General features: G+C 70.9%; 18 protein-coding genes. 13 read left to right on the top strand and 5 right to left on the bottom strand.

Annotation, left to right across the window (positions count from 1 at the left end; genetic code table 11):
• Window positions 1-70: 70 nt before the first annotated feature.
• From ctaC to O3S82_RS10490, 4 genes are all read left to right on the top strand, one after another.
• On the top strand, window positions 71-904 hold the full coding sequence (ctaC, locus tag O3S82_RS10505) for an aa3-type cytochrome oxidase subunit II (RefSeq protein ID WP_269302684.1): 834 nt from the start codon (window positions 71-73) through the stop codon (window positions 902-904).
• Entirely contained in the window at window positions 904-2652 is a 1749-nt protein-coding gene (gene ctaD / locus O3S82_RS10500; RefSeq protein WP_269302682.1) for an aa3-type cytochrome oxidase subunit I, read from the top strand. The genes ctaC and ctaD overlap by 1 nt, the downstream gene beginning before the upstream one ends.
• A 3-nt stretch (window positions 2653-2655) precedes the next feature.
• Window positions 2656-3051 (top strand): cytochrome c oxidase subunit 4, encoded by a 396-nt coding sequence (locus O3S82_RS10495; protein WP_179424065.1) that lies wholly within the window; start codon window positions 2656-2658, stop codon window positions 3049-3051.
• 92 nt (window positions 3052-3143) lie between these two features.
• The gene (locus O3S82_RS10490; protein WP_269302680.1) at window positions 3144-4334 is read left to right on the top strand and encodes a L,D-transpeptidase; all 1191 of its coding nucleotides are present in this window, start codon (window positions 3144-3146) and stop codon (window positions 4332-4334) included.
• Window positions 4335-4337: 3 nt separating this feature from the next.
• Here the strand turns inward: O3S82_RS10490 and O3S82_RS10485 are convergent, their stop codons facing one another.
• Complete coding sequence (locus O3S82_RS10485) at window positions 4338-4904, bottom strand: HhH-GPD-type base excision DNA repair protein (RefSeq protein WP_269302678.1); 567 nt, start codon at window positions 4902-4904, stop codon at window positions 4338-4340.
• A gap of 133 nt (window positions 4905-5037) precedes the next feature.
• Here O3S82_RS10485 and pstC point away from each other — a divergent pair, with 133 nt between their 5' ends.
• From pstC to O3S82_RS10445, 8 genes are all read left to right on the top strand, one after another.
• Window positions 5038-6051 (top strand): phosphate ABC transporter permease subunit PstC, encoded by a 1014-nt coding sequence (gene pstC / locus O3S82_RS10480; protein ID WP_269302676.1) that lies wholly within the window; start codon window positions 5038-5040, stop codon window positions 6049-6051.
• Window positions 6048-7136 carry a phosphate ABC transporter permease PstA gene (gene pstA, locus O3S82_RS10475; RefSeq protein ID WP_269302674.1) on the top strand — a complete coding sequence of 363 codons (1089 nt, stop codon included), beginning with the start codon at window positions 6048-6050 and terminating at the stop codon, window positions 7134-7136. Before pstC ends, pstA begins: the two co-directional genes overlap by 4 nt.
• Window positions 7133-8737, top strand: a complete 1605-nt coding sequence (locus O3S82_RS10470; protein ID WP_269302672.1) for a substrate-binding domain-containing protein — start codon at window positions 7133-7135, stop codon at window positions 8735-8737. The genes pstA and O3S82_RS10470 overlap by 4 nt, the downstream gene beginning before the upstream one ends.
• Window positions 8734-11244 carry a hypothetical protein gene (locus O3S82_RS10465; RefSeq protein ID WP_269302670.1) on the top strand — a complete coding sequence of 837 codons (2511 nt, stop codon included), beginning with the start codon at window positions 8734-8736 and terminating at the stop codon, window positions 11242-11244. The genes O3S82_RS10470 and O3S82_RS10465 overlap by 4 nt, the downstream gene beginning before the upstream one ends.
• Window positions 11241-12146, top strand: coding sequence for a sortase domain-containing protein (locus O3S82_RS10460; protein ID WP_269302668.1), 906 nt, complete (start codon window positions 11241-11243; stop codon window positions 12144-12146). The genes O3S82_RS10465 and O3S82_RS10460 overlap by 4 nt, the downstream gene beginning before the upstream one ends.
• 123 nt (window positions 12147-12269) lie before the next feature.
• Window positions 12270-14117, top strand: coding sequence for an Ig-like domain repeat protein (locus tag O3S82_RS10455; RefSeq protein ID WP_269302666.1), 1848 nt, complete (start codon window positions 12270-12272; stop codon window positions 14115-14117).
• Window positions 14118-14245: 128 nt separating this feature from the next.
• Complete coding sequence (locus O3S82_RS10450) at window positions 14246-15043, top strand: phosphate ABC transporter ATP-binding protein (protein ID WP_269307056.1); 798 nt, start codon at window positions 14246-14248, stop codon at window positions 15041-15043.
• Entirely contained in the window at window positions 15040-15789 is a 750-nt protein-coding gene (locus O3S82_RS10445; RefSeq protein ID WP_269302664.1) for a lytic murein transglycosylase, read from the top strand. The genes O3S82_RS10450 and O3S82_RS10445 overlap by 4 nt, the downstream gene beginning before the upstream one ends.
• Window positions 15790-15796: 7 nt before the next feature.
• Here the strand turns inward: O3S82_RS10445 and O3S82_RS10440 are convergent, their stop codons facing one another.
• Window positions 15797-17104 (bottom strand): condensation domain-containing protein, encoded by a 1308-nt coding sequence (locus O3S82_RS10440; RefSeq protein ID WP_269302662.1) that lies wholly within the window; start codon window positions 17102-17104, stop codon window positions 15797-15799.
• A 47-nt stretch (window positions 17105-17151) separates the two neighbouring features.
• On the opposite strand from O3S82_RS10440, the gene O3S82_RS10435 reads away from it, so the two are divergent.
• A complete protein-coding gene (locus O3S82_RS10435; RefSeq protein WP_269302660.1) occupies window positions 17152-17934 on the top strand; it encodes an alpha/beta fold hydrolase in 783 nt (260 codons plus the stop codon).
• Between the two features lie 165 nt (window positions 17935-18099).
• Here the strand turns inward: O3S82_RS10435 and qcrB are convergent, their stop codons facing one another.
• Genes qcrB through qcrC form a run of 3 tightly spaced genes read right to left on the bottom strand, consistent with a single transcriptional unit; the run spans window position 18100 to window position 21730 of the window.
• Entirely contained in the window at window positions 18100-19806 is a 1707-nt protein-coding gene (gene qcrB / locus O3S82_RS10430; RefSeq protein WP_269302658.1) for a cytochrome bc1 complex cytochrome b subunit, read from the bottom strand.
• Window positions 19803-20894 carry a cytochrome bc1 complex Rieske iron-sulfur subunit gene (qcrA, locus tag O3S82_RS10425; protein ID WP_179424076.1) on the bottom strand — a complete coding sequence of 364 codons (1092 nt, stop codon included), beginning with the start codon at window positions 20892-20894 and terminating at the stop codon, window positions 19803-19805. The genes qcrB and qcrA overlap by 4 nt, the downstream gene beginning before the upstream one ends.
• A complete protein-coding gene (gene qcrC / locus O3S82_RS10420) occupies window positions 20891-21730 on the bottom strand; it encodes a cytochrome bc1 complex diheme cytochrome c subunit (RefSeq protein WP_179424077.1) in 840 nt (279 codons plus the stop codon). The genes qcrA and qcrC overlap by 4 nt, the downstream gene beginning before the upstream one ends.
• Window positions 21731-21748 lie beyond the last annotated feature (18 nt).

The following is a 21748-nucleotide window of genomic DNA, read 5'->3' as shown; positions in this document are numbered from 1 at the left end:
TTCATCAAAACCCTGTGTGGTCGAGATCTTCTGAGAAAGGCGCTCCGTGGGTCGAATGAAACTGGCGGCGTTGACCGCCCTGGCCGCTGTCATGCTTGGCGGCTGCTCGCCCTTGGACGAGTCGGACCTGAACCGGCTCGCGCTCCCCGTGGCCGGATCTGACCGATCCATCTACATGTGGAACCTGTGGCTCGGTACGTGGATCGCAGTGCTCGTGGTGTTCCTGCTGGTGTTCGGCATGATCCTCTACGCGCCCATCCGCTACCGCCGCAAGAACGCCGATGATCCCGCGCCGGTCCAGGTGCGCTACAACCTCCCGCTGGAGGCGCTGTACACGATCGCCCCGGTCATCATCGTCGCGGTGTTCTTCTTCCACACGGTCGAGTCGCAGAACGCGCAGCTCGAGGAGGTCGAGAACCCCGATCACACGATCGAGGTCGTCGGCAGCAAGTGGCAGTGGACCTTCAACTACCTCGAGGGCGCCCCCGGTGGGGAGTCGGTCTTCGACCAGGGTGACACCGCGAACCTGCCCGAGCTGTGGCTGCCCAAGGGCGAGTCGGTGAAGTTCGAGCTCATCTCGCCGGACGTCATCCACTCCTTCTGGGTCCCCGAGTTCTACTTCAAGATGGACGTCGTCCCGGGCAACATCCCCGGCAAGGACGGCAACAACTCATTCACGATGACGCCGAACCGCGAGGGCACCTTCACGGGTCGCTGCGCCGAGCTCTGCGGCGTCTACCACACCCGCATGCTGTTCAAGGTCAAGGTCGTCTCCCCCGAGGAGTACCGCGCCCACCTCGCCGAGCTCGAGGCCGCCGGCCAGGTCGGCGATCCGAAGGGCTCGACCACAGCTGACACCGTCGCCGGGCTGGACGCCAGCGGCGAGAGCGAACCGGAGGACTGATGGCCACCGCAACCTTCGACGCGTCCGAACCGCGCCGACCCGTCAGGGAGCGCTCCCTCGGGACGAAGGCCTTCACGCTGCTGACGACCACCGACCACAAGGTCATCGGTCAGATGTACGCCGTGACGACGTTCTTCTTCTTCATCTTCGGTGGCATCCTGGCCCTCATCATCCGTGCCGAGCTCGCTCGCCCGGGTGGCCAGTTCGTCGGCGACGAGACGTACAACCAGCTGTTCACGATGCACGGCACGATCATGCTGCTGATGTTCGCGACGCCGCTGTTCTTCGCCTTCGGCAACATGATCATGCCGCTGCAGATCGGTGCTCCCGACGTCGCGTTCCCGCGCCTGAACATGTTCAGCTACTGGCTGTACCTGTTCGGCTCGCTGATCGCCGTCTCGGGCTTCATCGTCCCCGGCGGCGCCGCCAGCTTCGGCTGGTTCGCCTACCTGCCGCTGTCGGACTCGATCCACAGCCCCGGCGTCGGTGGCGACCTGTGGGTCATGGGCCTGTACATGTCGGGTCTGGGCACGATCCTGGGCGCGGTCAACTTCATCACCACGATCTTCTGCATGCGCGCTCCCGGCATGACGATGTTCCGGATGCCGATCTTCGTGTGGAACACGCTGGTCACCAGCATCCTGATCATCATCGTGTTCCCGGTGTTCGCCGCGGCGCTGCTCGCGCTGGGCGCCGACCGCATGCTCGGGGCGCACGTGTTCGACCCCTCCACGGGCGGACCGATCATGTACCAGCACCTGTTCTGGTTCTTCGGTCACCCCGAGGTCTACATCATCGCCCTGCCGTTCTTCGGCATCATCACCGAAGTCCTGCCGGTCTTCAGCCGCAAGCCGGTCTTCGGCTACGTCGGTCTGGTCGGCGCGACCCTGGCGATCGCGGTCCTCTCGGCCGCGGTGTGGGCCCACCACATGTTCGTCACCGGAGCGGTGAACCTGGCGTTCTTCAGCTTCATGACGTTGTTGATCGGCGTGCCGACAGGCGTGAAGTTCTTCAACTGGATCGGCACGATGTGGGGCGGGTCCGTCTCGTTCGACACACCCCTGCTGTTCTCGCTGGGCTTCCTCACGACCTTCCTCTTCGGTGGTCTGACCGGCATCGTCCTGGCCTCGCCGGCCCTGGACTTCCACCTCTCCGACACCTACTTCGTCGTGGCGCACTTCCACTACGTCGTGTTCGGCACGGTCGTGTTCGCGATGTTCGCCGGCTACTACTACTGGTGGCCGAAGATCACGGGCCGGATGCTCGACGAGAAGCTGGGCAAGATCCACTTCTGGCTGCTGTTCGTCGGCTTCCACCTGACGTTCCTGGTGCAGCACTGGCTGGGCGTCGAGGGCTTCCCGCGTCGCTACGCCGACTACCTGCCCGGCGACGGCTTCACCCGCCTGAACGAGATCTCCACGATCGGTGCGTTCCTGCTCGGTGCCTCCACGCTGCCGTTCATCTACAACGTGTGGAAGTCCCGCAAGTCGCCCCTGGTCCGCCAGGACGACCCGTGGGGCTGGGGCCGCACGCTCGAGTGGGCCACGTCCAGCCCGCCGCCGCGTCACAACTTCGTGTCGCTGCCGCGGATCCGCTCGGAGAGCCCGGCCTTCGACCTGCACCACCCCGACGTGGTGGAGCTGGAGATGGCCCAGAACCCCGACGCCAACGAGCCGCTGGCCGACACCCCCGACCTCGAGGGTCGTGGCGAGGCGCTCGGCGGCAAGAACCCCAAGGCTGGTGAGTGATCGATGCGCAAGGAATTCTGGCTGTTCTTCAGCTGCGCGATCTTCTTCGTGATCGTCACCCCGGTCTACTGGGCCGTGGCGCACGAGGTCACCGGCACGGTCGCGCTGATCATGGCGATGCTGCTGTTCTTCATGATCAGCTTCTACCTCTGGTTCGTGGCCAAGGCCATCCCCGAGCGTCCCGAGGACCGTCTCGACGGTGAGATCGCGGAGGGCGCCGGCGAGCTCGGCTTCTTCCCGCCCTTCTCCTGGTGGCCGCTGTTCGCCGCCATGTCGTTCGGCTTCCTGGTCCTGGGCGTCGTCTTCGGCTGGTGGATGTTCATCCTGGCCCTGCCGTTCGGCGCGATCTGCGTCTGCGGCTGGATCTTCGAGTACTACCGCGGGATCCACGCTCACTGAGCCCGATCCCCGCACGTCACGCCCCCGGTGTTCCGACACCGGGGGCGTTTCGCTGTCCGGGCCGTGGGGTGCGATTGCCTAGACTTCCAGGCGTGAGCAGGTGGGGAATGCGGGCCGTGGGTGCCCTGGTCGTGATGGTCCTGGCGTCGTCGTGCACGAGTGGCGGCGGCAGCGGTGACCCCGCCGAGCAGGAGAAGGCCAAGGATCCGCTGACGATCACCGCGAGCGTCGAGAACGGTGCCGCGGACGTCCCCGTCGACTCGGTGGTCACGGTCGACGGCTTCGACGGCCAGCTGGCCGACGTCACACTCGCGAGCGCCGACGGCGCGACGACGATCCCCGGCGAGGTGCACGGCGTCCGCTGGACCGCCGGGCAGCTGCTCGAGCCCGCCACCACATACGTGCTCACCGCCTCCGGAACGGGTGACGACGGCCGGCAGGTCACCGAGACCTCGCGGTTCACCACGCGAGCCCTGAGCCTCGACGAGCAGACGTACCCGGCCGTGGCCCCGCTCCAGGGCGAGACCGTCGGCGTCGGCATGCCCGTCATCGTCAGCTTCGACATCGCGGTCAAGGACCGGGCCGCCTTCGAGAAGCGGATGAAGGTCACCGCCCAGCCGGCCACCGACGGTGGCTGGTACTGGCTCAGCGACAACACCGCCCACTGGCGGCCGAAGAAGCTCTGGAAGCCCGGCACGAAGGTCACGGTCGACCTCGGCCTGAACAGCGTCCACGCCGGCAACGGCATCTACGGCCAGCAGGACCAGCACGTGGAGTTCACGGTGGGTCGCTCGGTCGTGAGCGTCGTCGACACGCGGCGCCACCGCATGACCGTGAAGATCGACGGCAAGGCCCGGCGGACGATCCCGGTCTCCACCGGCGACGCCGACCACCGCAGCCGCAACGGCATCAAGGTGATCATGGAGAAGCACCGTTCGATCGACATGGACGCGGCCACGACGGGCGTGGACTCCGACGACCCGAACTACTACAACCTCAAGGGCGTCAAGTACGCGATGCGCGTGACGAACTCGGGAGAGTTCCTCCACGCTGCCCCGTGGTCCGCCGCCTCGCAGGGCAACGCCAACGTGAGCCACGGCTGCGTCGGCATGAGCACGAAGGACGCCGCGTGGGTGTTCGCGCAGAGCAAGCGCGGCGACATCGTCAGCTATGTCGGCAGCCCGCGTCGCCTCGAGCCCGCCAACGGGTGGACCGACTGGAACCGCTCGTGGGACGAGTGGCTCGAGGGCTCCGCGCTGGGCGCGGACGCCGAGGACGCCTGAGCCTCAGCGCGCCTTCGCCGCCGCCTTCTGCTCGCGCTTGAACTCGCGCACCTTCGCCAGCGACTCGGGACTGGTGATGTCCGCGACGCTGCGGTGACCGGGCTGGCCGTAGTCGCCGGCGGCCTCGCGCCAGCCGGCGCCGTCGAAGCCGTACTGCTTGCCGAGCAGGGCCAGGAAGATCTTGGCCTTCTGCTCGCCGAAGCCGGGCAGCGCCTTGAGCCGCTTGAGCACCTCGGCGCCGTCGGGGGAGCCCTGGGTCCAGATCGCCGCGGCGTCGCCGCCCCACTCGTCGCGCACGGCGGCCGCGAGCGTCTGCACGCGCCCGGCCATCGAGCCGGGGTAGCGGTGCACGGCGGGCGTCTGCCGGAAGACGGCCTCGAAGCCCTCAGGATCCTGCGTGGCGATCTCGGCCGGGTCCAGCGTGCCGACGCGCTCGAGGATCTTCGCCGGCCCGGAGAAGGCCGCCTCCATCGCGATCTGCTGGTCGAGCAGCATGCCCACGAGGAGGGCGAAGGGGTCGTCCGTCAGCAGCTGGTCGGCGGTGGCATCACCGGTGATCGAGAGGCTCATGGCCCCATCGTCGCATCCCCACCGAGGTGCCTCCCAACGTTCATGCCGCGTTCATCGCAGGTGCTCATCTCTCCGCCGCAGCGTCCCTAGAGTCACAGCCGTCGTTGTTCGGGGTCGAGAGCTTGGAGGTCGTGTGACCACGGTCCTGCCCACCCGGGTGTCGTCCGACGCACCGGACGTCCCCCGCACGATCCGAGGCGGCCAGGCCGGCGCCGACCGGGTCTTCGCCGTCGCCATGAGGGCCACCGGGACGACCGTCCTGCTGATCACCGGCGGCATCGGCCTGTTCCTCGCGCTGCAGGCGGTGCCGACGCTGCGCCACTACGGTGCCTCGTTCTTCACCGAGACGCAGTGGGAGCCCGACGCGGACGTCGTCGGCATCGGTGCCGTGCTGGTCGGCACGTTCTCGGTCGCGGCCGTCGCGCTCGTCGTGGCGTTCCCGCTGGCGCTCGCCACGGCGCTGTACATCAGCGAGTACGCGCCGGCGCGGCTGCGCGGCCTGCTGGTGTCGATGGTCGACCTCATGGCGGCCGTGCCGAGCATCATCTACGGGCTCTGGGGCTTCTTCCTGCTCCAGCCGCACGCGAGCGCGGTGGCCCGCTGGCTGCACGAGTACCTGGGCTTCCTGCCGTTCTTCGAGGTGCAGGCCGATCCGCAGGCCGCGATCTGGGAGCAGAGCCGCTACACCGCGTCGGCGTTCATCGCCGGCCTCGCCGTGGCCATGATGGTGATCCCGATGGCGTGCGCCGTGATGCGCCAGGTGTTCAGCCAGGCGCCGCTGGGGGAGCGGGAGGCCGCCTACGCCCTCGGTGCCACCCGCTGGGGGATGATCCGCTGGGTCGTCCTGCCCTTCGGGCGGGGCGGCATCATCGGCGGCACGATGCTCGGCCTCGGCCGCGCCCTCGGTGAGACCATCGCGGTCCTGCTGATCATCTCCCCGGCGTTCGAGCTCAAGCCCCGCGTGCTGGAGATCGGCACCAACACCGTCTCGGCGCTCATCGCCGGGCGGTTCGGCGAGGCCAGCGGCGGCCAGCTCCAGGCCCTGCTGACGGCGGGCTTCGTCCTGTTCGTCATCACGCTCGTCATCAACACGGCCGCCGCGGTCGTGGTCTCACGGAGCCGATCCGGAGCGGGGACCGACGCATGAGCACCACCATCGCCCGGCCGGACCTGGCCACGCCCCAGCCGCCCACCGGCACCCGCCGCCTGTCCACCGTGACGTCCGAGGACCGGTTCGTCGAGATCGGCTCGTGGGTCGCCGGCTTCGCTCTGGCGTGGATCGTCAACGCGCGGCTGCTGCCGTGGACGGGCCTGCTGCCCCTCGTGCTCTCGACCGTCGTCGCGGGCCTCGCCGTGCTCGCGGTGGCCACCGCCATGACCGAGCCGCGGCCCGTCGTCGTCGACCGGGTGGTCGCGGCCCTCGTGCACGTCGCGGCGCTCACGGTCGCCGTCGCACTGCTCTCCACCGTGGCGTTCATCGTCTACCGCGGCGCGGAGGCACTGTTCCACCTCTCGCTGCTCACGCAGGACATGTCCGGGGTCGGCCCGCGGGACTCCTTCGACCGCGGCGGCATCCTGCACGCGATCGCCGGGTCGCTCATCCAGGTCGGCATCGCCGTGCTCGTCACGGTGCCGCTCGGCATCGGCACGGCCGTGTTCATGACCGAGGTGGGCGGGCGCTACGCGCGCATCGTCCGCACGGTCGTCGAGGCGATGACGGCGCTGCCGTCGATCGTGGCCGGCCTGTTCATCTACACGACGCTCATCGTGGCGCTCGGGATCGACCGGTCGGGGTTCGCGGCCGCCATGGCGCTCGGTGTCATGATGCTGCCGATCATCGCCCGTGCGGCCGACGTCGTGCTGCGGGTGGTGCCGGGCGGCCTGCGCGAGGCGAGCCTCGCCCTCGGCGCGTCACGGTGGCGGACGGTCTGGCACGTCGTCCTGCCCACGGCACGCCCCGGCCTGGCCACCGCGCTCATCCTCGGCGTCGCCCGCGGCATCGGCGAGACCTCGCCGGTGCTGCTGACCTCCGGCGCCGCCTCGTTCCTCGTGCTCGACCCCACCGACGGCGTGATGAACTCGCTGCCGCTGTTCATCTACTCGACCGTGCGCAGCGGCGAGCCGATGTACATCGAGCGCGCCTTCGCCGCCGCCACCGTCCTCCTCCTGCTGGTGCTCGTACTGTTCGCCATCGCCCGCCGCCTCGCCCGTCCTCGAAAGGGATCCCGATGACCCTGTCCCCCCTGCGCACGCGGAACCGCCTGGTCCTCGTGCTGGCGGCGCTCACGATCGTGACGCTGTCGTCGATCCGCCCCGCCCACGCGGCGTACGCCCAGATCGAGGGCTCGGGCTCCACCTGGTCGGAGGTGATCGTCCAGCAGTGGATCGCCGACGTGAACGCCAACGGCATGAAGGTCACCTACAACGGCGGCGGCTCGTCCCAGGGTCGCAAGGCGTTCGCCCAGCACGTCACCGACTTCGGCATCACCGAGATCCCGTACCAGGGCAAGGACGAGAGCGGCAACGCCGACACCGCGGGCAGCCGCGAGTTCGCGTACATGCCGATCATCGCCGGCGGCACGGCGTTCTCCTACCAGATCCGCGTCGGCGGGAAGCTGGTCAAGAACCTGCGGCTGTCGGGCGACACGCTGGCCAAGATCTTCACGAATCAGATCACCAACTGGAACGACCCGGCGATCGCGAAGGACAACAACGGGCGCAAGCTCCCCTCGCTCAAGATCATCCCCGTGGTCCGCTCCGACGGCTCGGGCACCACGGCGCAGTTCACGCGCTGGATGGACGCCCAGCACCCCAAGGTCTGGCGCGGGTTCTTCGGCACGTCCGGTCTCACGTCGTACTACCCGCGCCGGGGCGACACGATCGCGGCGGCCGGCTCGGACCAGGTCATGAACACGATCGCCGGCGCCGCGGGCAACGGCACGATCGGCTACGTCGAGTACTCGTACCCGGTGAACAAGAAGTTCCCGGTCGTGAAGGTGCTCAACGAGGCGGGCTTCTTCGTCGAGCCCACCCAGTACAACGTGGCCGTGGCGCTGACCAAGGCGCGGATCAACACCGACAAGGGCTCGCAGGACTACCTGACCCAGATCCTCGACGGCGTCTACAACGCGAAGGACCCGCGAGCCTACCCGCTGAGCTCGTACTCCTACATGCTGCTGCCCACCGGCGCGTCGGACCGGCGGATGTCGACGACCAAGCGGCAGACGCTCGCGGACTTCATGTACTACTCGCTGTGCGAGGGCCAGTCGAAGGCCGGCGCGTACGGCTACTCGCCGCTGCCGCTCAACCTCGTGAAGGCGGGCTTCGACCAGCTCAAGCGCCTCAAGACCGCCGACCCCAGGGTGGAGATCGCGGGGCGCGACGTGAAGTCGTGCAACAACCCGACCTTCGTGGCCGGTGACCTGTCGAAGAACAAGCTCGCCGAGATCGCGCCCAAGCCCGCTGCGTGCGACAAGGTCGGCGCGGGCCCGTGCGACGGTGGCACCGGATCGGCCCCGACCACGCTCGAGGAGGCCCAGAAGTCCAGCACGGACAAGGCCGCCTCGGACACCCCGGCGGGCGCCGGGACCGACCCGTCGGGCGCGGTCGACACCGCGCCCGAGGGCGGTGCCGTGGACCCCGTCACGGGTGACGCGGTCCAGGCGTCCGGCCAGGTGGGAGGGAGCGCCCAGGCCGTGCCGGTCGAGCTGACCTCGTCGCGGCCCGGCGACTCGCGGGTCTTCGGGACCGTGGCGGTCCTGGAGCTGCTCGCGATCGTCCTGATCCCCGGCATCGTGGCGGCGCTCCTGCGCAGGCGAGGAGACCTCCGATGAAGCGCCTCATGCTGCTCCTGCCCGCCCTGCTGGTGCTGGCCGCCGGCCTGCCCCTCACCGCGGCTCCTGACGCCGAGGCCGCCCCGAGCTCCGCGTTGACCCGGACGAAGGAGGTCGACCGCGCCTTCGAGGACGACGGCGACACGATCTCGGTGGAGAAGCGCCGCGTGACGGTGAGCGTCGACCACACCGAGAACCTGCGCGGCCGCGAGCGCGTGCGGGTCAGCTGGAGGGGAGCCCACCCCAGCGGCGGGCGCGCTGCCAGCCCGTTCGGTGCCGCCGGCCTGCGCCAGGAGTACCCCGTGGTCATCCTGCAGTGCCGTGGTCGCGACGACGCGGGCCTCCCGGCCGCCCGGCGGGTCTCGCCCGAGACGTGTTGGACCTCGACGGCCCAGCAGCGCTTCCGCTCCACGTCGGACCGCCAGGCCATCTGGCGGCGCGACCTGCATGCCAGGCCTGGCGACACCGAGCAGAAGAGCGGCATCGAGCCGTTCCCCACGAGCGGGTGCGACGACGTGCCGAGCTTCTCGGCGCACGCCGTGCCGTTCGTGGCGGCCAGCGGCAAGACGTACACGTCGTGCAGCGCCGAGACGATGGCCCCGGAGGCCGCCGTGGACGCGGCCCTCCCGGCCGCCGAGCAGGCCGCCTTCACCGACACCGACGGCACCGGCTCGGTGAGCTTCGAGGTCCGCACCGCGACCGAGAACGAGTCGCTGGGCTGCAGCGACACCGTGGCGTGCTCCATCGTCGTCATCCCGATCATGGGGCTGAGCTGCGTGGACGGCGACGACGAGTGCACCCGCACGGGACGGTTCGCGCCCGGCTCCAGCAACTTCGCCGGCGAGGGCGTCGACGACGCCGTGTCCGCCGGCTATTGGTGGGCCGGCTCGAACTGGCGCAACCGGATCACGGTCCCCGTCACGTTCGGCACCGCGCCGAACGTGTGCGACGTGCTCGACTCGCGCGCGCCCACGGCCTTCTACGGCTCCGAGCTGATGTCCCAGGCCGCGCTGCAGTGGGCGCCGGCCTACTGCCTGTCGAAGAAGCGCTTCAAGTTCCAGCACAACCGGATGTCCGACGAGGCCGCCTTCGCCCTCGTGGAGAAGAACGTCGCGCCCGCGGCGCTGGTGTCCGGTCGCCGCGAGCAGGAGGACGAGACGCCGGTGGCCTACGCGCCGACGGCCGTCACCGGGTTCGCGATCTCGTACGTCATCGACCGGCCGGACAACGCGGGGGAGTACGAGCGACTCCGCCTGACACCGCGCCTGCTGGCCAAGCTGCTCACGCAGTCGTACACGGGATCGGCCTACGGGGCCCAGCACCCCGGCATGGGGCGCAACCCCCAGTCGCTCAACCAGGATCCGGAGTTCATCGCCCTCAACCCCGGGCTCGACACGACGACGCGCGAGGCGGCCGCCACGGTGCTGTCGCTCTCGGAGTCCTCGGACGTGATGACGTCCCTGACGTCCTACATCGCGGCCGACGCGGACGCGCGCGCGTTCGTGAACGGCACCGCCGATCCGTGGGGCATGGTCGTCAACCCGAGCTACCGGCGGATCAGGCTGCCGGTGGCGGAGTGGCCGCTGCTCGACACGTTCGTGCCCGAGTACGACCTCGACTGCCAGCAGCAGCTGAGCACGCCGTACTTCACCCAGCTCGCGGCGCCGGTGTCAAGCCTGCGCACGATCGCGGAGGCCGTGCTCGACGCGTGGCCGAACGTCCAGACGAAGTGCGAGCGACCCTCGAGCTCCGACCCGTACAAGTTCGGTCGGGCGGACCGCCAGGGCGTCGGCGCGCGCTTCATGCTGGGCGTGGTGAGCCTCGGCGACGCCGAGCGACTCGGTCTGAGGACCGCGGCCGTCCGCACCTCGGCGAGCACGTGGGTCGCGCCGACACCGTCCTCGATGGCTGCGGCCGTCGCGGCCGCCACCGAGGTGAAGGGCACCACCGGCGCCTTCGCCATCACGCAGAAGGCGCTGGCGAAGCGTCCGAAGGCGTACCCCGGGACGATGATCGTCTACACCGTGGCGCGCACGCGCGGCCTGGCCGCGAAGGACGCGAAGCACGTGGCGCAGTTCATCCGCGTCGCCACGACCGAGGGCCAGCGGCCCGGGTCGGCGAACGGCACCCTGCCCGCGGGCTACGTCCCGATCGTCGCGTCCGGTGTCACCAAGCGCCTGTACGACGCGGCACGGCACGCCGCCGACCTCATCGCGGCGCAGCGCCCGGAGCGGGCACCCGACACGACCCCCAGCACGTCTCCGCCGTCCGGCGGTGGCGGCGGATCCTCCGACGCGCCGGTCTCCGCGCCGGGCGGCGACGTCCCCGAGGAGCAGGTCAGGGCGTCCGGCGCGACCAAGGTGACCTTGGTCGAGACCGCGCCCACCGGGGCGATCACGTCGACTTCGGGCCGGATGCTGCTGCCGCTGCTGCTGTGCGTCGGGCTGGCGGCCGCCTCCGTCGGACCGGTGCTCCGCGGGATCGCGACGGCGAGGGCACGCCGGTGAGCGCCTGGACCGTGCGCGTGCCGGGACGGCGCGCCAAGCCGCGGGTCGCCGCCCAGCCGGTCACGCTGCCGGCCGAGATCGCGATGGTGACCGAGGCGCTGACCGTGGTCGCGGTCGTGTGCGCGTGGGTCGTGCTGCAGCTGCTCGTGCTGGGCGGCGTCGCGCACGACCGCGCCCAGCACGTGCTCCACGCGCAGTTCCGCACGGACCTCGCCTCGGCCACCGCCCCGGTCGGGGGAGTGATCGAGCCGGGGACCGCGGTGTCCACCCTGACGGTGAAGCGGCACGGGATCAGCGAGGTCGTCGTCGAGGGCACCGCCTCGAGCCAGACGCTCGACGGACCGGGTCACCGGCGGGACACGGTCCTGCCGGGCCAGCCCGGCACCTCGGTGGTCTACGGCCGCAGCAGTACGTTCGGCGCGCCGTTCGGGGGACTGGCGGACCTGCGGGTCGGCGACACGATCACCACGGTCACCGGACAGGGCCGAGCCGCGTACGAGGTGAGCGGCGTGAGACGCGCGGGCGACCCGCTGCCCCAGCCGCTCGCTCCCGGCAAGGGCCGCCTCGTCCTGGTGGGCGCCGAGGGTCAGGGCCGACTGGCCGCGCTGTCCCCGGGGGCCGTGATCTACGTGGACGCCGAGCTGGTCTCGCAGCCCCACGAGGCCGGTCCGGCCCGGATGACGTCCGTGCCCGCGGCCGAGCAGCCGATGGGGCGCGACACGGCCGTGCTGCCGCTGCTGGCGCTCGTGCTGGCCGGTCTCGGGGTCTTGGCCGGCGTCGCGACGTACGCCCGAGCCCGGCTCGGGCGCGCCCGAGCGTGGGTCCTGCTGTCCGCCCCGGTCGTGGCCCTGGCCTGGATCGCAACCGATCTCGGCATGAGCCTGCTGCCGAACCTGGTGTGAGCGCCAGATGGCCCTCCGGGTTTCACCTGCCGTTCACCGCAAGCGCCCCGAGTCCGGGGCACTCACTCATAGCGTGCCGCACGAGACCCGGCAGATCGCCGGCTCGAGGAAAGGGAACCCCCGATGAAGCGAAACCGTGTATCGGCCATCACGGCCGGTGCGGCCCTCGTGGTCGGCTCGACGCTGACCCTCATGTCGCCCGCCGTCGCGGCCGACGTGAACCCCTTCGATCCGACCTTCGTCCCGAACACCACCGACGACCTGGTCGGTGTCGGCTCGGACACGACCCAGATCGTCACCCATGACCTGGCCGTCGCCTACAACGCCGGCCGCGCCTCGGGCCGGCTCGCGTCGTTCGCGGCCGACGGCGCACCCGCCACGGTCACGCTGCGCAGCGGCCTCGCCGCCATCACCCGCCCGAACGGCTCGGGCGCGGGCAAGAAGCTCCTCTACTCGCCGGACAACAACGCGAGCGTCTCGTTCGCCCGGTCCTCGTCGACGCTCAGTCCGGCCGAGATCACCGGCGGCCTCAAGCAGGCGGCCTTCGCCGTGGACGGCCTCCAGATGGCCGTGAGCGCGACCGCCACGAACGCCCCGGCGGACCTGACGATCGACCAGATCCTCAAGATCTACAAGGGCGAGGTCACGAACTGGAGCCAGGTCGGCGGCAGGCCGGGCACCATCAAGGCGCTCATCCCGCAGTCCGGCTCGGGCACGCTCAGCTTCTTCACCTCGCAGCTGACCGCGGCCAACGGCGGCATCCCGTTCACGCCGGTCGCGACCTCCACGCAGGAGCACAGCGACGCCGACGTGAAGGGCGACCCCAACGCCATCGCGCCGTTCTCCAGCGCCCGCGCCACGATCACCTCCACCGTCGACGCGCTCGGCGGCTGGAAGGCCACCCGCGCGGTGTACAACGTCGTGCGCACGGCGGACCTCGCGAACGCAGCCGTGGGCGCCCGCCTCACCAACGTCTTCGGCGAGGACGGCTGGATCTGCGGTCCCGACGGCCGCGCGGTGATCGAGAAGGCGGGCTTCGAGCAGCTGGCCTCGACCGAGGACGGCGGCGCCTGCGGCCAGTTCGTCACCGACCCGGTCTCCAACCTCAAGACCTCCGACCAGGCCGATGCCGTCGTGACCACCACGACGCTCGCGGCCTCGGCGCAGGGGCAGCGCACCGTGAGCCTGCGCGCCACGGTCGGCACCGGTGGCGGCGCCCCCGCGGCCGGCAAGGTCGAGTTCCGTGAGGGCGACGCCCTCGTCGGGACCGCGTTCACGTCCGGCGGCGTCGCCTCCCTGACGCTCACCGGCGTCTCGGTCGGCACGCACCAGTACACGGCCTCGTTCGTGCCCACGCGCGTGAACGACTTCGCCCCGTCGCAGTCCACGGTCCAGCAGGTCGTCGTCAAGACGCCCGCCACCGTGAGCGTCACGGGCGTCTCGGCGCCGTACGGCAAGGCCAAGACCGTCACCGTGAAGGCAACCGTCGGCGGCGCCGCGGCCACCGGCACCGTCCGCGTCGCGGTCGGCAGCGGGGCCGCCCGGGCCTACACGCTGTCGCGCGGCACGGCCACCGTGCCGGTCGCGGCCGCCACGCCGGCGGGCAGCCTGCGCGTCACCGCCTCGCTGCCCGGTTCAGCCTCGGTCGACGCCGCGAGCGGCGCGGTCACCGTCCGGATCGCCAAGGCGAAGGGCGTCGTCACCGCGAAGCTCGTGAAGGCGAAGGTCAAGGCCTCGCAGCGCGGCGTGCTCCGCGTGACGGTCAAGCCCGCGGGCGTCCCGGTCACCGGCAAGGTCACCGTGAAGGCCGGCAAGAAGGTCGTCGGCCGCGGCGTCGTCCGCAACGGCAAGGTCACCGTGAAGCTGGCGAAGCTGAAGAAGGGGACGCACCGTTTGGTCGTCGCCTACGGCGGCAACGGCAACGTCACGGGCGCCAAGGCCAAGGTCCTCACGATCAAGGTCACCCGCTAACACCCCCACCGAGGCCGGGGCGGCGCTCCCACGAGCCCGCCCCGGCCCTCGGCACCATCGAAGGAACTCCCTTGAGCGTCACCACCGACACCTCGGTCATCCCTCTCGCCGAGACCGAGACCACCGTCATCCCGGCCGTCGACGGCCCCACGCCGGCCGGCCTCCACGCCGTCGGCGTCTCGGCGTGGTTCGGCCGCCACCACGTGCTCGACCGCGTCTCCCTGGACATGCCGGCGGGTCACGTCACCGCGCTGATCGGGCCGTCGGGCTGCGGGAAGTCCACCTTCCTGCGCACCCTGAACCGCATGCACGAGCTGGTCGACGGCGCCCAGTTCGCCGGCGAGGTCCGCCTCGACGGCGACGACGTCTACGACCCGCGCCGCAAGCTCATGGACGTGCGCCGCAGCATCGGCATGGTCTTCCAGAAGCCCAACCCGTTCCCGGCGATGTCGATCCGGGACAACGTGCTGGCAGGGCTGCGGCTCACGGGCACCCGCGCCAGCCGCTCCACCCGTGACGAGCTCGTCGAGTCGTGCCTGCGCCGCGGCGGCCTGTGGAACGAGGTGAAGGATCGCCTCGACGCCCCCGGTGGCGGCCTCTCGGGCGGCCAGCAGCAGCGCCTGTGCATCGCCCGCTCGCTCGCGATCCGTCCGCGCGTCCTGCTGATGGACGAGCCCTGCTCCGCCCTCGATCCGACGTCCACCCGCGTCATCGAGGAGACGATGGTCGAGCTCGCCAAGGAGGTCACGATCGTGATCGTCACGCACAACATGCAGCAGGCGGCTCGGGTGTCGGACCAGTGTGCGTTCTTCCTCGCCGCCCAGGGCACGCCGGGCGTCATCGTCGAGCACGGCGACACCGCGTCGATGTTCGGCTCGCCGCAGGACCAGCGCACCCACGACTACGTCAACGGCCGCTTCGGATGAGGCGCGCGGCCCGGCTGCGGCTGGCCGTCACGGCCGTCGTGGCCGTGGCCGGGGCGTCGGCGGTGGCCGTGGTCGCCGCCGCGGCCCTGACCGGGGGCGTGGAGACGCTCGCCATCGCGGACGACCGGGTGCAGGGCCTCTCCGCGGAGGTGGCGGCGCCGAGCCCCGGCGCCGGTGCGTCCCCGGTGTCGGGCGTGGACCCGGCGTGGGTCCGGCGGAACGCCGAGCGCACGGGCATCCCCGCGGTCGCCGTGCGCGCCTACGCCGACGCCGCGCTCACCGTCGCGTCCGAGCAGCCCGCGTGCCACGTGGGCTGGACGACGCTCGCCGGCATCGCCACCGTCGAGTCCGACCACGGGCGCCACGGCGGGGGAGGCCTCGACGCGCACGGCCGCACCACCGTCCCGATCATCGGGCCCGCGCTCGACGGCTCTCCGGGCCTCGCGGCCATCCCGGCCGACCTGGCCTCGACGGCCCGGCACGGCGACCCCGTCTGGGACCACGCGGTCGGACCGTTCCAGTTCATCGGCTCGACGTGGGACCGCTGGAGCGCCGACGGCGACGGCGACGGGGTCGAGGACCCCCACGACCTCGACGATGCGGCGCTGGCCGCGGCCCGCTACCTGTGCGCCTCGGGGGAGGATCTGCGCACGGGCCACGGATGGAGCCGGGCGATCCACTCCTACAACCACTCCGACGAGTACGTCCTCGCCGTCCTCGCCGCGGCCGAGTCGGTCGCGCGCTGAGTCCGGCTCAGGCCTCCGGGTCCGGCCGCTCGTCGGCCAGCTCGCGCATGCGGGCGACGAGTGCGTCGAGCCACGTGCCGACGCTGGCGCGGGCGACGTGGGTGTCGGGGTAGCGGCAGCGCAGGTGCACGCCGGAGTCGTCGATGATGAACCACAGCATGACGCCGTGCGTGCGGATGGCGGCGCCGACGTACTGGGCGTCCAGGCCGGCCGAGTCGATCCGCACCGGGAGGCGCCGCAGGTCGAGCCACGAGACGGCGAACATGCCGGGCTGCTCGGGCATGCCGCCCCACGGCGCCATGAGGTCGGCGAGGGGCCACGAGCCGAGCCGGATCGCCTGCTTGACGGCCGCGGAGCAGGCGCGCGGGTCGGTGTCGGCGGACTCGAGCACCGAGTTCGTGATGAACCAGCCCACCGAGTCGTGCCAGCGGTCCTGGTGGCGGCTGTGCACGGGGAACACGGTGCGCAGGGGAGTGCCCGCCAGCTCGAGCGTGGTCGCGGTCATCGCCGACACCGCGAGGGCCAGCGTGGACACCTGCTCGGACGATGCGCTCGCCGAGAAGTCGGCCAGCTCGCGCAGGTCGAGGACGTCGCGGATCACCACGCGCTCGGGCTGCGGGGTGGGGTCGCCGAGGGGGAGCGGAAACCGCGGCATGGCGCCGCCCCCGGCCTCGATCACGTGGTCCCAGCGCTCGCGGATCTCGTCGGGCGCCGGGGGACGCTGCGCGAGCTCGACGGTGTGCTCGGCGAAGGTCGGCACGGCAGGCAGCGCGGGCGACTCGCCCTCGCCGATCCGCCCGAGCGCCGCCAGCAGGTCGCGCGCGATGACGAGCAACGACCACATGTCCACGTGGGCGTGGTCGGCCGCGATCACCAGGGTCGGGCCGTCGGCGGTCTCGATCACGCAGAACCGGTGGGACGGCCGTGCGTACGGCCGGCAGGTCGCGTCGAGGACGTCGCGCAGCGCGTCGTTCATGGCCTGACCCGGCAGGACCTCGTGCTCGGTCCACCTCCCGGCCTCGACGGTCACCTCGTGCAGGGCGGGCGTCCCGTCGTCGTCCGGCACGAAGACCGAGCGCAGCGTGCCGTGCGCCTGGACGACGGCGCACCACGCCGCCGCCAGGTCGTCGCGCGGCACGGGGGAGGGCAGGCGCATCGCGAGCGCCATCCACGAGCCGGGACGGTCGCCGAAGCCCACGTGGCGGGCCTGGTCGAACGACACGGGCAGCCGGGCGCCCGGCTCGGACACGATCGGGTCGTGACTCAGCAGGGGCCCGAAGGGGAGGCGCAGGTGCGCGACGTGCGTCAGTCGCATGCCAGTAACCTATTGCCCTCGCCGCCATCACGACTCAGGAGCAGCCCGTGCACCGTTTCTCCGTGCCGGACGCCGAGCTCGCCTGGGCGTTCAGCGACGAGTCCGGTCACCCCGTCGTGCAGCTGCACGGCCTGACCTCCAGCCGTTCGCGTGACCGCCTGCTCGACCTCGACCTCGGTCGCGGACTGTCCGACACGCGCCTGCTGCGCTACGACGCGCGCGGCCACGGGCACTCGAGCGGCCGACCCGTGCCCGAGGACTACCGCTGGGCGAACCTCGCGGACGACCTGCTGCGACTGCTCGACTTCTGGTTCCCCGACGAGGCCGTGCACGGGGTGGGCCCGTCGATGGGCACCGCCACGCTGCTGCATGCCGCCGTGCGCGAGCCCGATCGCTTCAGCGGCTTCACCCTGCTGCTGCCTCCCACGGCGTGGGCCACCCGTACGGCGCGCGCCGACGACTACCGGCGGCTGGCCGACCTCGTCGAGACCGAGGGGGTCGAGCCGTTCCTCGCGCTCGACCGGGTGGCGCCCAAGCCGCCGGCCACCCTCGGGCATCCCGACACCGTCCCTCATGTGCGCGGCGAGCTGCTGCCTTCGGTGCTGCGTGGCGCCGCGCTCAGCGACCTGCCTGCTCCCGAGCTCCTGGAGCGGATCGACCTGCCGACCACGGTGCTCGCGTGGATCGACGACCCGGCCCACCCCCTCTCCACGGCCGAGGCCCTCGTCGACCTCCTGCCGCAGGCGAGCCTGCAGGTCGCCCACACGCCCGAGGACGTCCGGCGCTGGCCCGGCGTCCTGGCCGCGGACATCGCGCGCCACACCGCCTGAGCCGCCCCTCTCGTCCCACCGAGCGAGGTTTCCCGTCACCTTGCGCGGGAAGTTCTCCCCGCAGGGTGACGGATTCCCCGGTGAACAGGGGAATCCTCGACCCTCCCCGCCTACAGCACGAGGGCCCCGACCGAAGCGGTCGGGGCCCTCGTGGGTGAGGTGCGATCAGTGGACGCGCGGGACGCCGGTCTCGGAGACGCCCTGGAAGTCGTCGCCGAGCTCCACCGGGTGCTCGCCGCCGCCGGCCAGGTGCTCGGCCGCGTGGTCCATGTCGTGACGGGTCGGCTTGTCCACCGAGCCGTCGTAGTAGAAGCGGCGCAGCTTCGCCCGGAGCGACTGCTTGCGGTACTTGGGGTTCCGCACGCCGTACGCGTCCTGCTTGTGCACTTCCTCGATCTCGGGCAGACGCTCGCGCGACGACGTGAGCTGGTAAGCGGCCGAGTCCGGCAGCGGGGCGTGACGCTCCGCGTACCCACCGTCGGGGGAGCGGTCGATGACGCCCGTCTCCCAGCCGTGGGTCAGCGTCTCGTTGTCCTTGCGCTGCAGCGAGATGCAGATGCGCTTCGTGACGATGAACGCGATCACCGGGAACACGAAGATGCCGATGCGCAGGACCCACGTGATGGCGAAGATGTCCAGGCCGAACTTCAGCGCGATGATGTCGTTGCCGCCGGCGATCCAGCCGCAGGCGTAGGCGGTCATCGCGGCCACGCCGAGCGCGGTGCGGACCGGGGCGTTGCGCGGACGCTCGAGCAGGTGGTGCTCACGCTGGTCGCCGGTGATCCAGCGCTCGATGAACGGCCACAGGGCGAGCGACGTGAACAGGATGCCCAAGCCACCGACGCCGGGGAGGAAGACGCTCCACGTCCACGTGCGGTTGAACCACGTGGTCTCCAGCGGCGGCATGAGGCGCACGAGGCCCTCGGACAGACCCATGTACCAGTCGGGCTGCGAGCCGGCCGTGACCTCGGAGGGGTTGTACGGACCGTACGCCCACACCGGGTTGATCTGGATCAGCGCACCCATGAGGGCGGTGAAGCCGAACACGACGAAGAAGAAGCCACCGGCCTTGGCCATGTACACCGGGAGCATGGGGTAGCCCACGACGTTCTCCTGCGTGCGTCCTGCGCCCGGCCACTGCGTGTGCTTGTGGTAGACGAGCAGCAGCATGTGCGCACCGATGAGGCCCAGCAGGATCGCCGGGATGAGCAGGATGTGTGCCATGTAGAGGCGGGGGATGATGATCTCGCCGGGGAACTCGCCGCCGAAGATGAAGAACTCCAGGTAGGAGCCGACGAGCGGGATCGAGCGGATCAGACCGTCGACGAACCGCAGGCCCGTGCCCGACAGCAGGTCGTCGGGGAGCGAGTAGCCCGCGAAGCCCTCGACCATGCCCAGCGCGAGCAGGCCGACGCCGATGAGCCAGTTGATCTCACGCGGCTTGCGGTAGGCGCCCGTGAAGAACACGCGCAGCATGTGGGCCATCATCGCCGCCACGAACAGGGCAGCCGCCCAGTGGTGGATCTGGCGCATCAGCAGGCCGCCGCGGATGTCGAACGAGATGTCGAGCGTGGAGGCGTAGGCCTGCGACATCTCGATGCCGTAGAGCGGCGCGTAGGAGCCGCGGTACTCGACCTCGCCCATGCTGGGGACGAACCACAGCGTGAGGAAGACGCCCGACAGCAGCAGGACGACGAAGCTCCACAGAGCGATCTCGCCGAGCATGAAGGACCAGTGCTCGGGGAAGACCTTGCGCAGGTTCTTCTTGCCTGCGGCGGCCAGACCGAGCCGGTCGTCGAACCAGCCGACCGGGCCGGCCAGCTTCTTGCCGGTCGAGGAGTCCTCGATCCGGGTGAAGGTGCTCTGGCTCATGCGTCATCACCGGACTTCTTGTCGAGGTTCTTCTGATCGCGGGCGAGTTCGGGGTAGCTCGGCGCGACGATCTCGGGGAAGTCGCTGACCGCGATGAGGTAGCCCTCGCCGTCGACCGCGAGCGGCAGCTGCGGCAGCGGGCGGTAGGCGGGGCCGAAGATCACCTTGCCGTTGTCCGCCAGGTCGAAGGTCGACTGGTGGCAGGGGCACAGCAGGTGGTGGGTCTGCTGCTCCCACAGGCTGATGGGGCAGCCGACGTGGGTGCAGATCTTGGAGTAGCACAGGATGCCGTCGACACCCCAGTTCTCGCGCCCCTTCTTGGGGGTGATGTCCTCGGGGCGCATGCGCACGACGATGACCGCGGCCTTGGCCTTGGCGGCCAGCAGGTCGTGACCGTGCAGGACCGGGTGGCCCTCGTCGTCGGTCTCGAAGAAGATCGCGGGCTCGGCGTTGACGAGCTGGCCGACCTCGAGGTCGGACGGCTTGATGGGGGCGCCCGAGACGTCGTTGACGACGCGCATGCCCTTCTTCCAGACCGTCTCGTCCTGGCTGTGGGGGAGGGGGCCCAGGTCGCGCAGCAGCACGATCGCGGGCAGGCCCATCGCGCCGACGGCGCCGAGGAGGCTGTTGCGGATCAGGGGACGACGGCCGATGCCGCTCTCCTGGACGCCCGCGTTGAGGTCGGCCAGGACGGCCGCGCGGTCCTCGTCGCTGGAGCGCGCCGGGTGACGGAGCTCGACCATCTCCTGATCGCCCATGAGCTTCTTGGCCCACTGGATGATGCCGATGCCGATCAGCAGCAGGGCGCCGCCGAGGGTCGTGCCGAACGCGAAGTTCTGCGCCGACCAGCCGCCGAAGGCGTTGCCGCTGTTCGGGTCGCCGAACGCGAAGATGCGCGTGTCGGCGTCGACCGTGAAGTACGCGACGCAGAAGCCCAGCAGCAGCAGCGTGGCCACGCCGAACATGCCGGCGATCTGGCGCTCGGTGCGGCGCTCCTGGTCGACGTCGACGTCCTGCGGGCGGTACTGGTGGGGAGCCAGTCCCGGATCGGCGACGGGATCGCCGGTGGGTTCGATGTCCGTGCTCATCGCTTCTTCGACCTCGTTCCGTGCATGCCGATCCAGACCGCGAACGCGGTGAGCCCGCCGATGCCGATGATCCAGACGAACATGCCGTCGACCACGGGGCCCAGACCGCCGCCACCGATGCCGCCGTCGTTGCCCTGCTGCTGCACGGTCTTGACGTAGGCGATGATGTTGCGCTTGTCCTCGGGGGTCAGCACGTCCTCGGAGAAGACGGGCATCTGCTGCGGGCCGGTGAGCATGGCCTCGTAGATGTGGATGGCGTCGACGCCCTTGAGCGTCGGGGCGTAGCGGCCACTGGGGAGGGCGCCGCCGGCGCCGACCGAGTTGTGGCACGCGGTGCAGTTGGTGCGGAAGAACTCGCCGCCCTCGGAGATGCCCTCCTTGTCGACGCTCTGCCAGTCGAGGTCCTCCTCGGACGGACGCGCGGGTCCGGGGGCGAGGGAGGCGACGTAGGCGGCGATCTGGTCGATCTCGTCCTGCGTGTACTCGATGTGCTTGCGCGGGGCCTGCGGCGCGGTCTGCGCCATCGGCATGCGGCCGGTCTCCATCTGGAAGCCGACGGCGGCCGCGCCGACGCCGATCAGGGAGGGGCCGTAGTTGCCCTTCTCGTCACCGTCGCCGGCGGTCGTGATGCCCTCGGCGTTGAGGCCGTGGCAGCTGGCGCAGCCGACGACGAAGAGCTGGCGGCCCGCCTCGATCTGCGAGACCGAGGAGGCGGACTCGGCGGTGGCCGGTTCCGGCGCGACCGTCGCGTATGCCGCGCCGGTCAGCAAGAGGGCCAGGGCCAGCAGCGCCAGGAGCGCCATGGGGTGCCGGCGGCGTGTCGACAGTTTCCGCACCGAGAGAACCTCGTTCCT

Source organism: Aeromicrobium sp. HA, assembly GCF_027171405.1.
GTDB classification, from domain to species: Bacteria; Actinomycetota; Actinomycetes; order Propionibacteriales; family Nocardioidaceae; genus Aeromicrobium; species Aeromicrobium tamlense.
Note: the sequence above shows the minus strand (reverse complement) of the source record. Positions and strands in the feature narration are given on the sequence as shown.

Excerpts from the sequence above, each read along its gene's own strand:
- ctaD (WP_269302682.1), top strand. The coding sequence starts at position 904 with ATGGCCACCGCAACCTTCGACGCGTCCGAACCGCGCCGACCCGTCAGG.
- O3S82_RS10495 (WP_179424065.1), top strand. The coding sequence starts at position 2,656 with ATGCGCAAGGAATTCTGGCTGTTCTTCAGCTGCGCGATCTTCTTCGTG.
- O3S82_RS10485 (WP_269302678.1), bottom strand. The coding sequence starts at position 4,904 with ATGAGCCTCTCGATCACCGGTGATGCCACCGCCGACCAGCTGCTGACG.
- pstA (WP_269302674.1), top strand. The coding sequence starts at position 6,048 with ATGAGCACCACCATCGCCCGGCCGGACCTGGCCACGCCCCAGCCGCCC.
- O3S82_RS10470 (WP_269302672.1), top strand. The coding sequence starts at position 7,133 with ATGACCCTGTCCCCCCTGCGCACGCGGAACCGCCTGGTCCTCGTGCTG.
- O3S82_RS10465 (WP_269302670.1), top strand. The coding sequence starts at position 8,734 with ATGAAGCGCCTCATGCTGCTCCTGCCCGCCCTGCTGGTGCTGGCCGCC.
- O3S82_RS10455 (WP_269302666.1), top strand. The coding sequence starts at position 12,270 with ATGAAGCGAAACCGTGTATCGGCCATCACGGCCGGTGCGGCCCTCGTG.
- O3S82_RS10445 (WP_269302664.1), top strand. The coding sequence starts at position 15,040 with ATGAGGCGCGCGGCCCGGCTGCGGCTGGCCGTCACGGCCGTCGTGGCC.
- O3S82_RS10440 (WP_269302662.1), bottom strand. The coding sequence starts at position 17,104 with ATGCGACTGACGCACGTCGCGCACCTGCGCCTCCCCTTCGGGCCCCTG.
- qcrB (WP_269302658.1), bottom strand. The coding sequence starts at position 19,806 with ATGAGCCAGAGCACCTTCACCCGGATCGAGGACTCCTCGACCGGCAAG.
- qcrA (WP_179424076.1), bottom strand. The coding sequence starts at position 20,894 with ATGAGCACGGACATCGAACCCACCGGCGATCCCGTCGCCGATCCGGGA.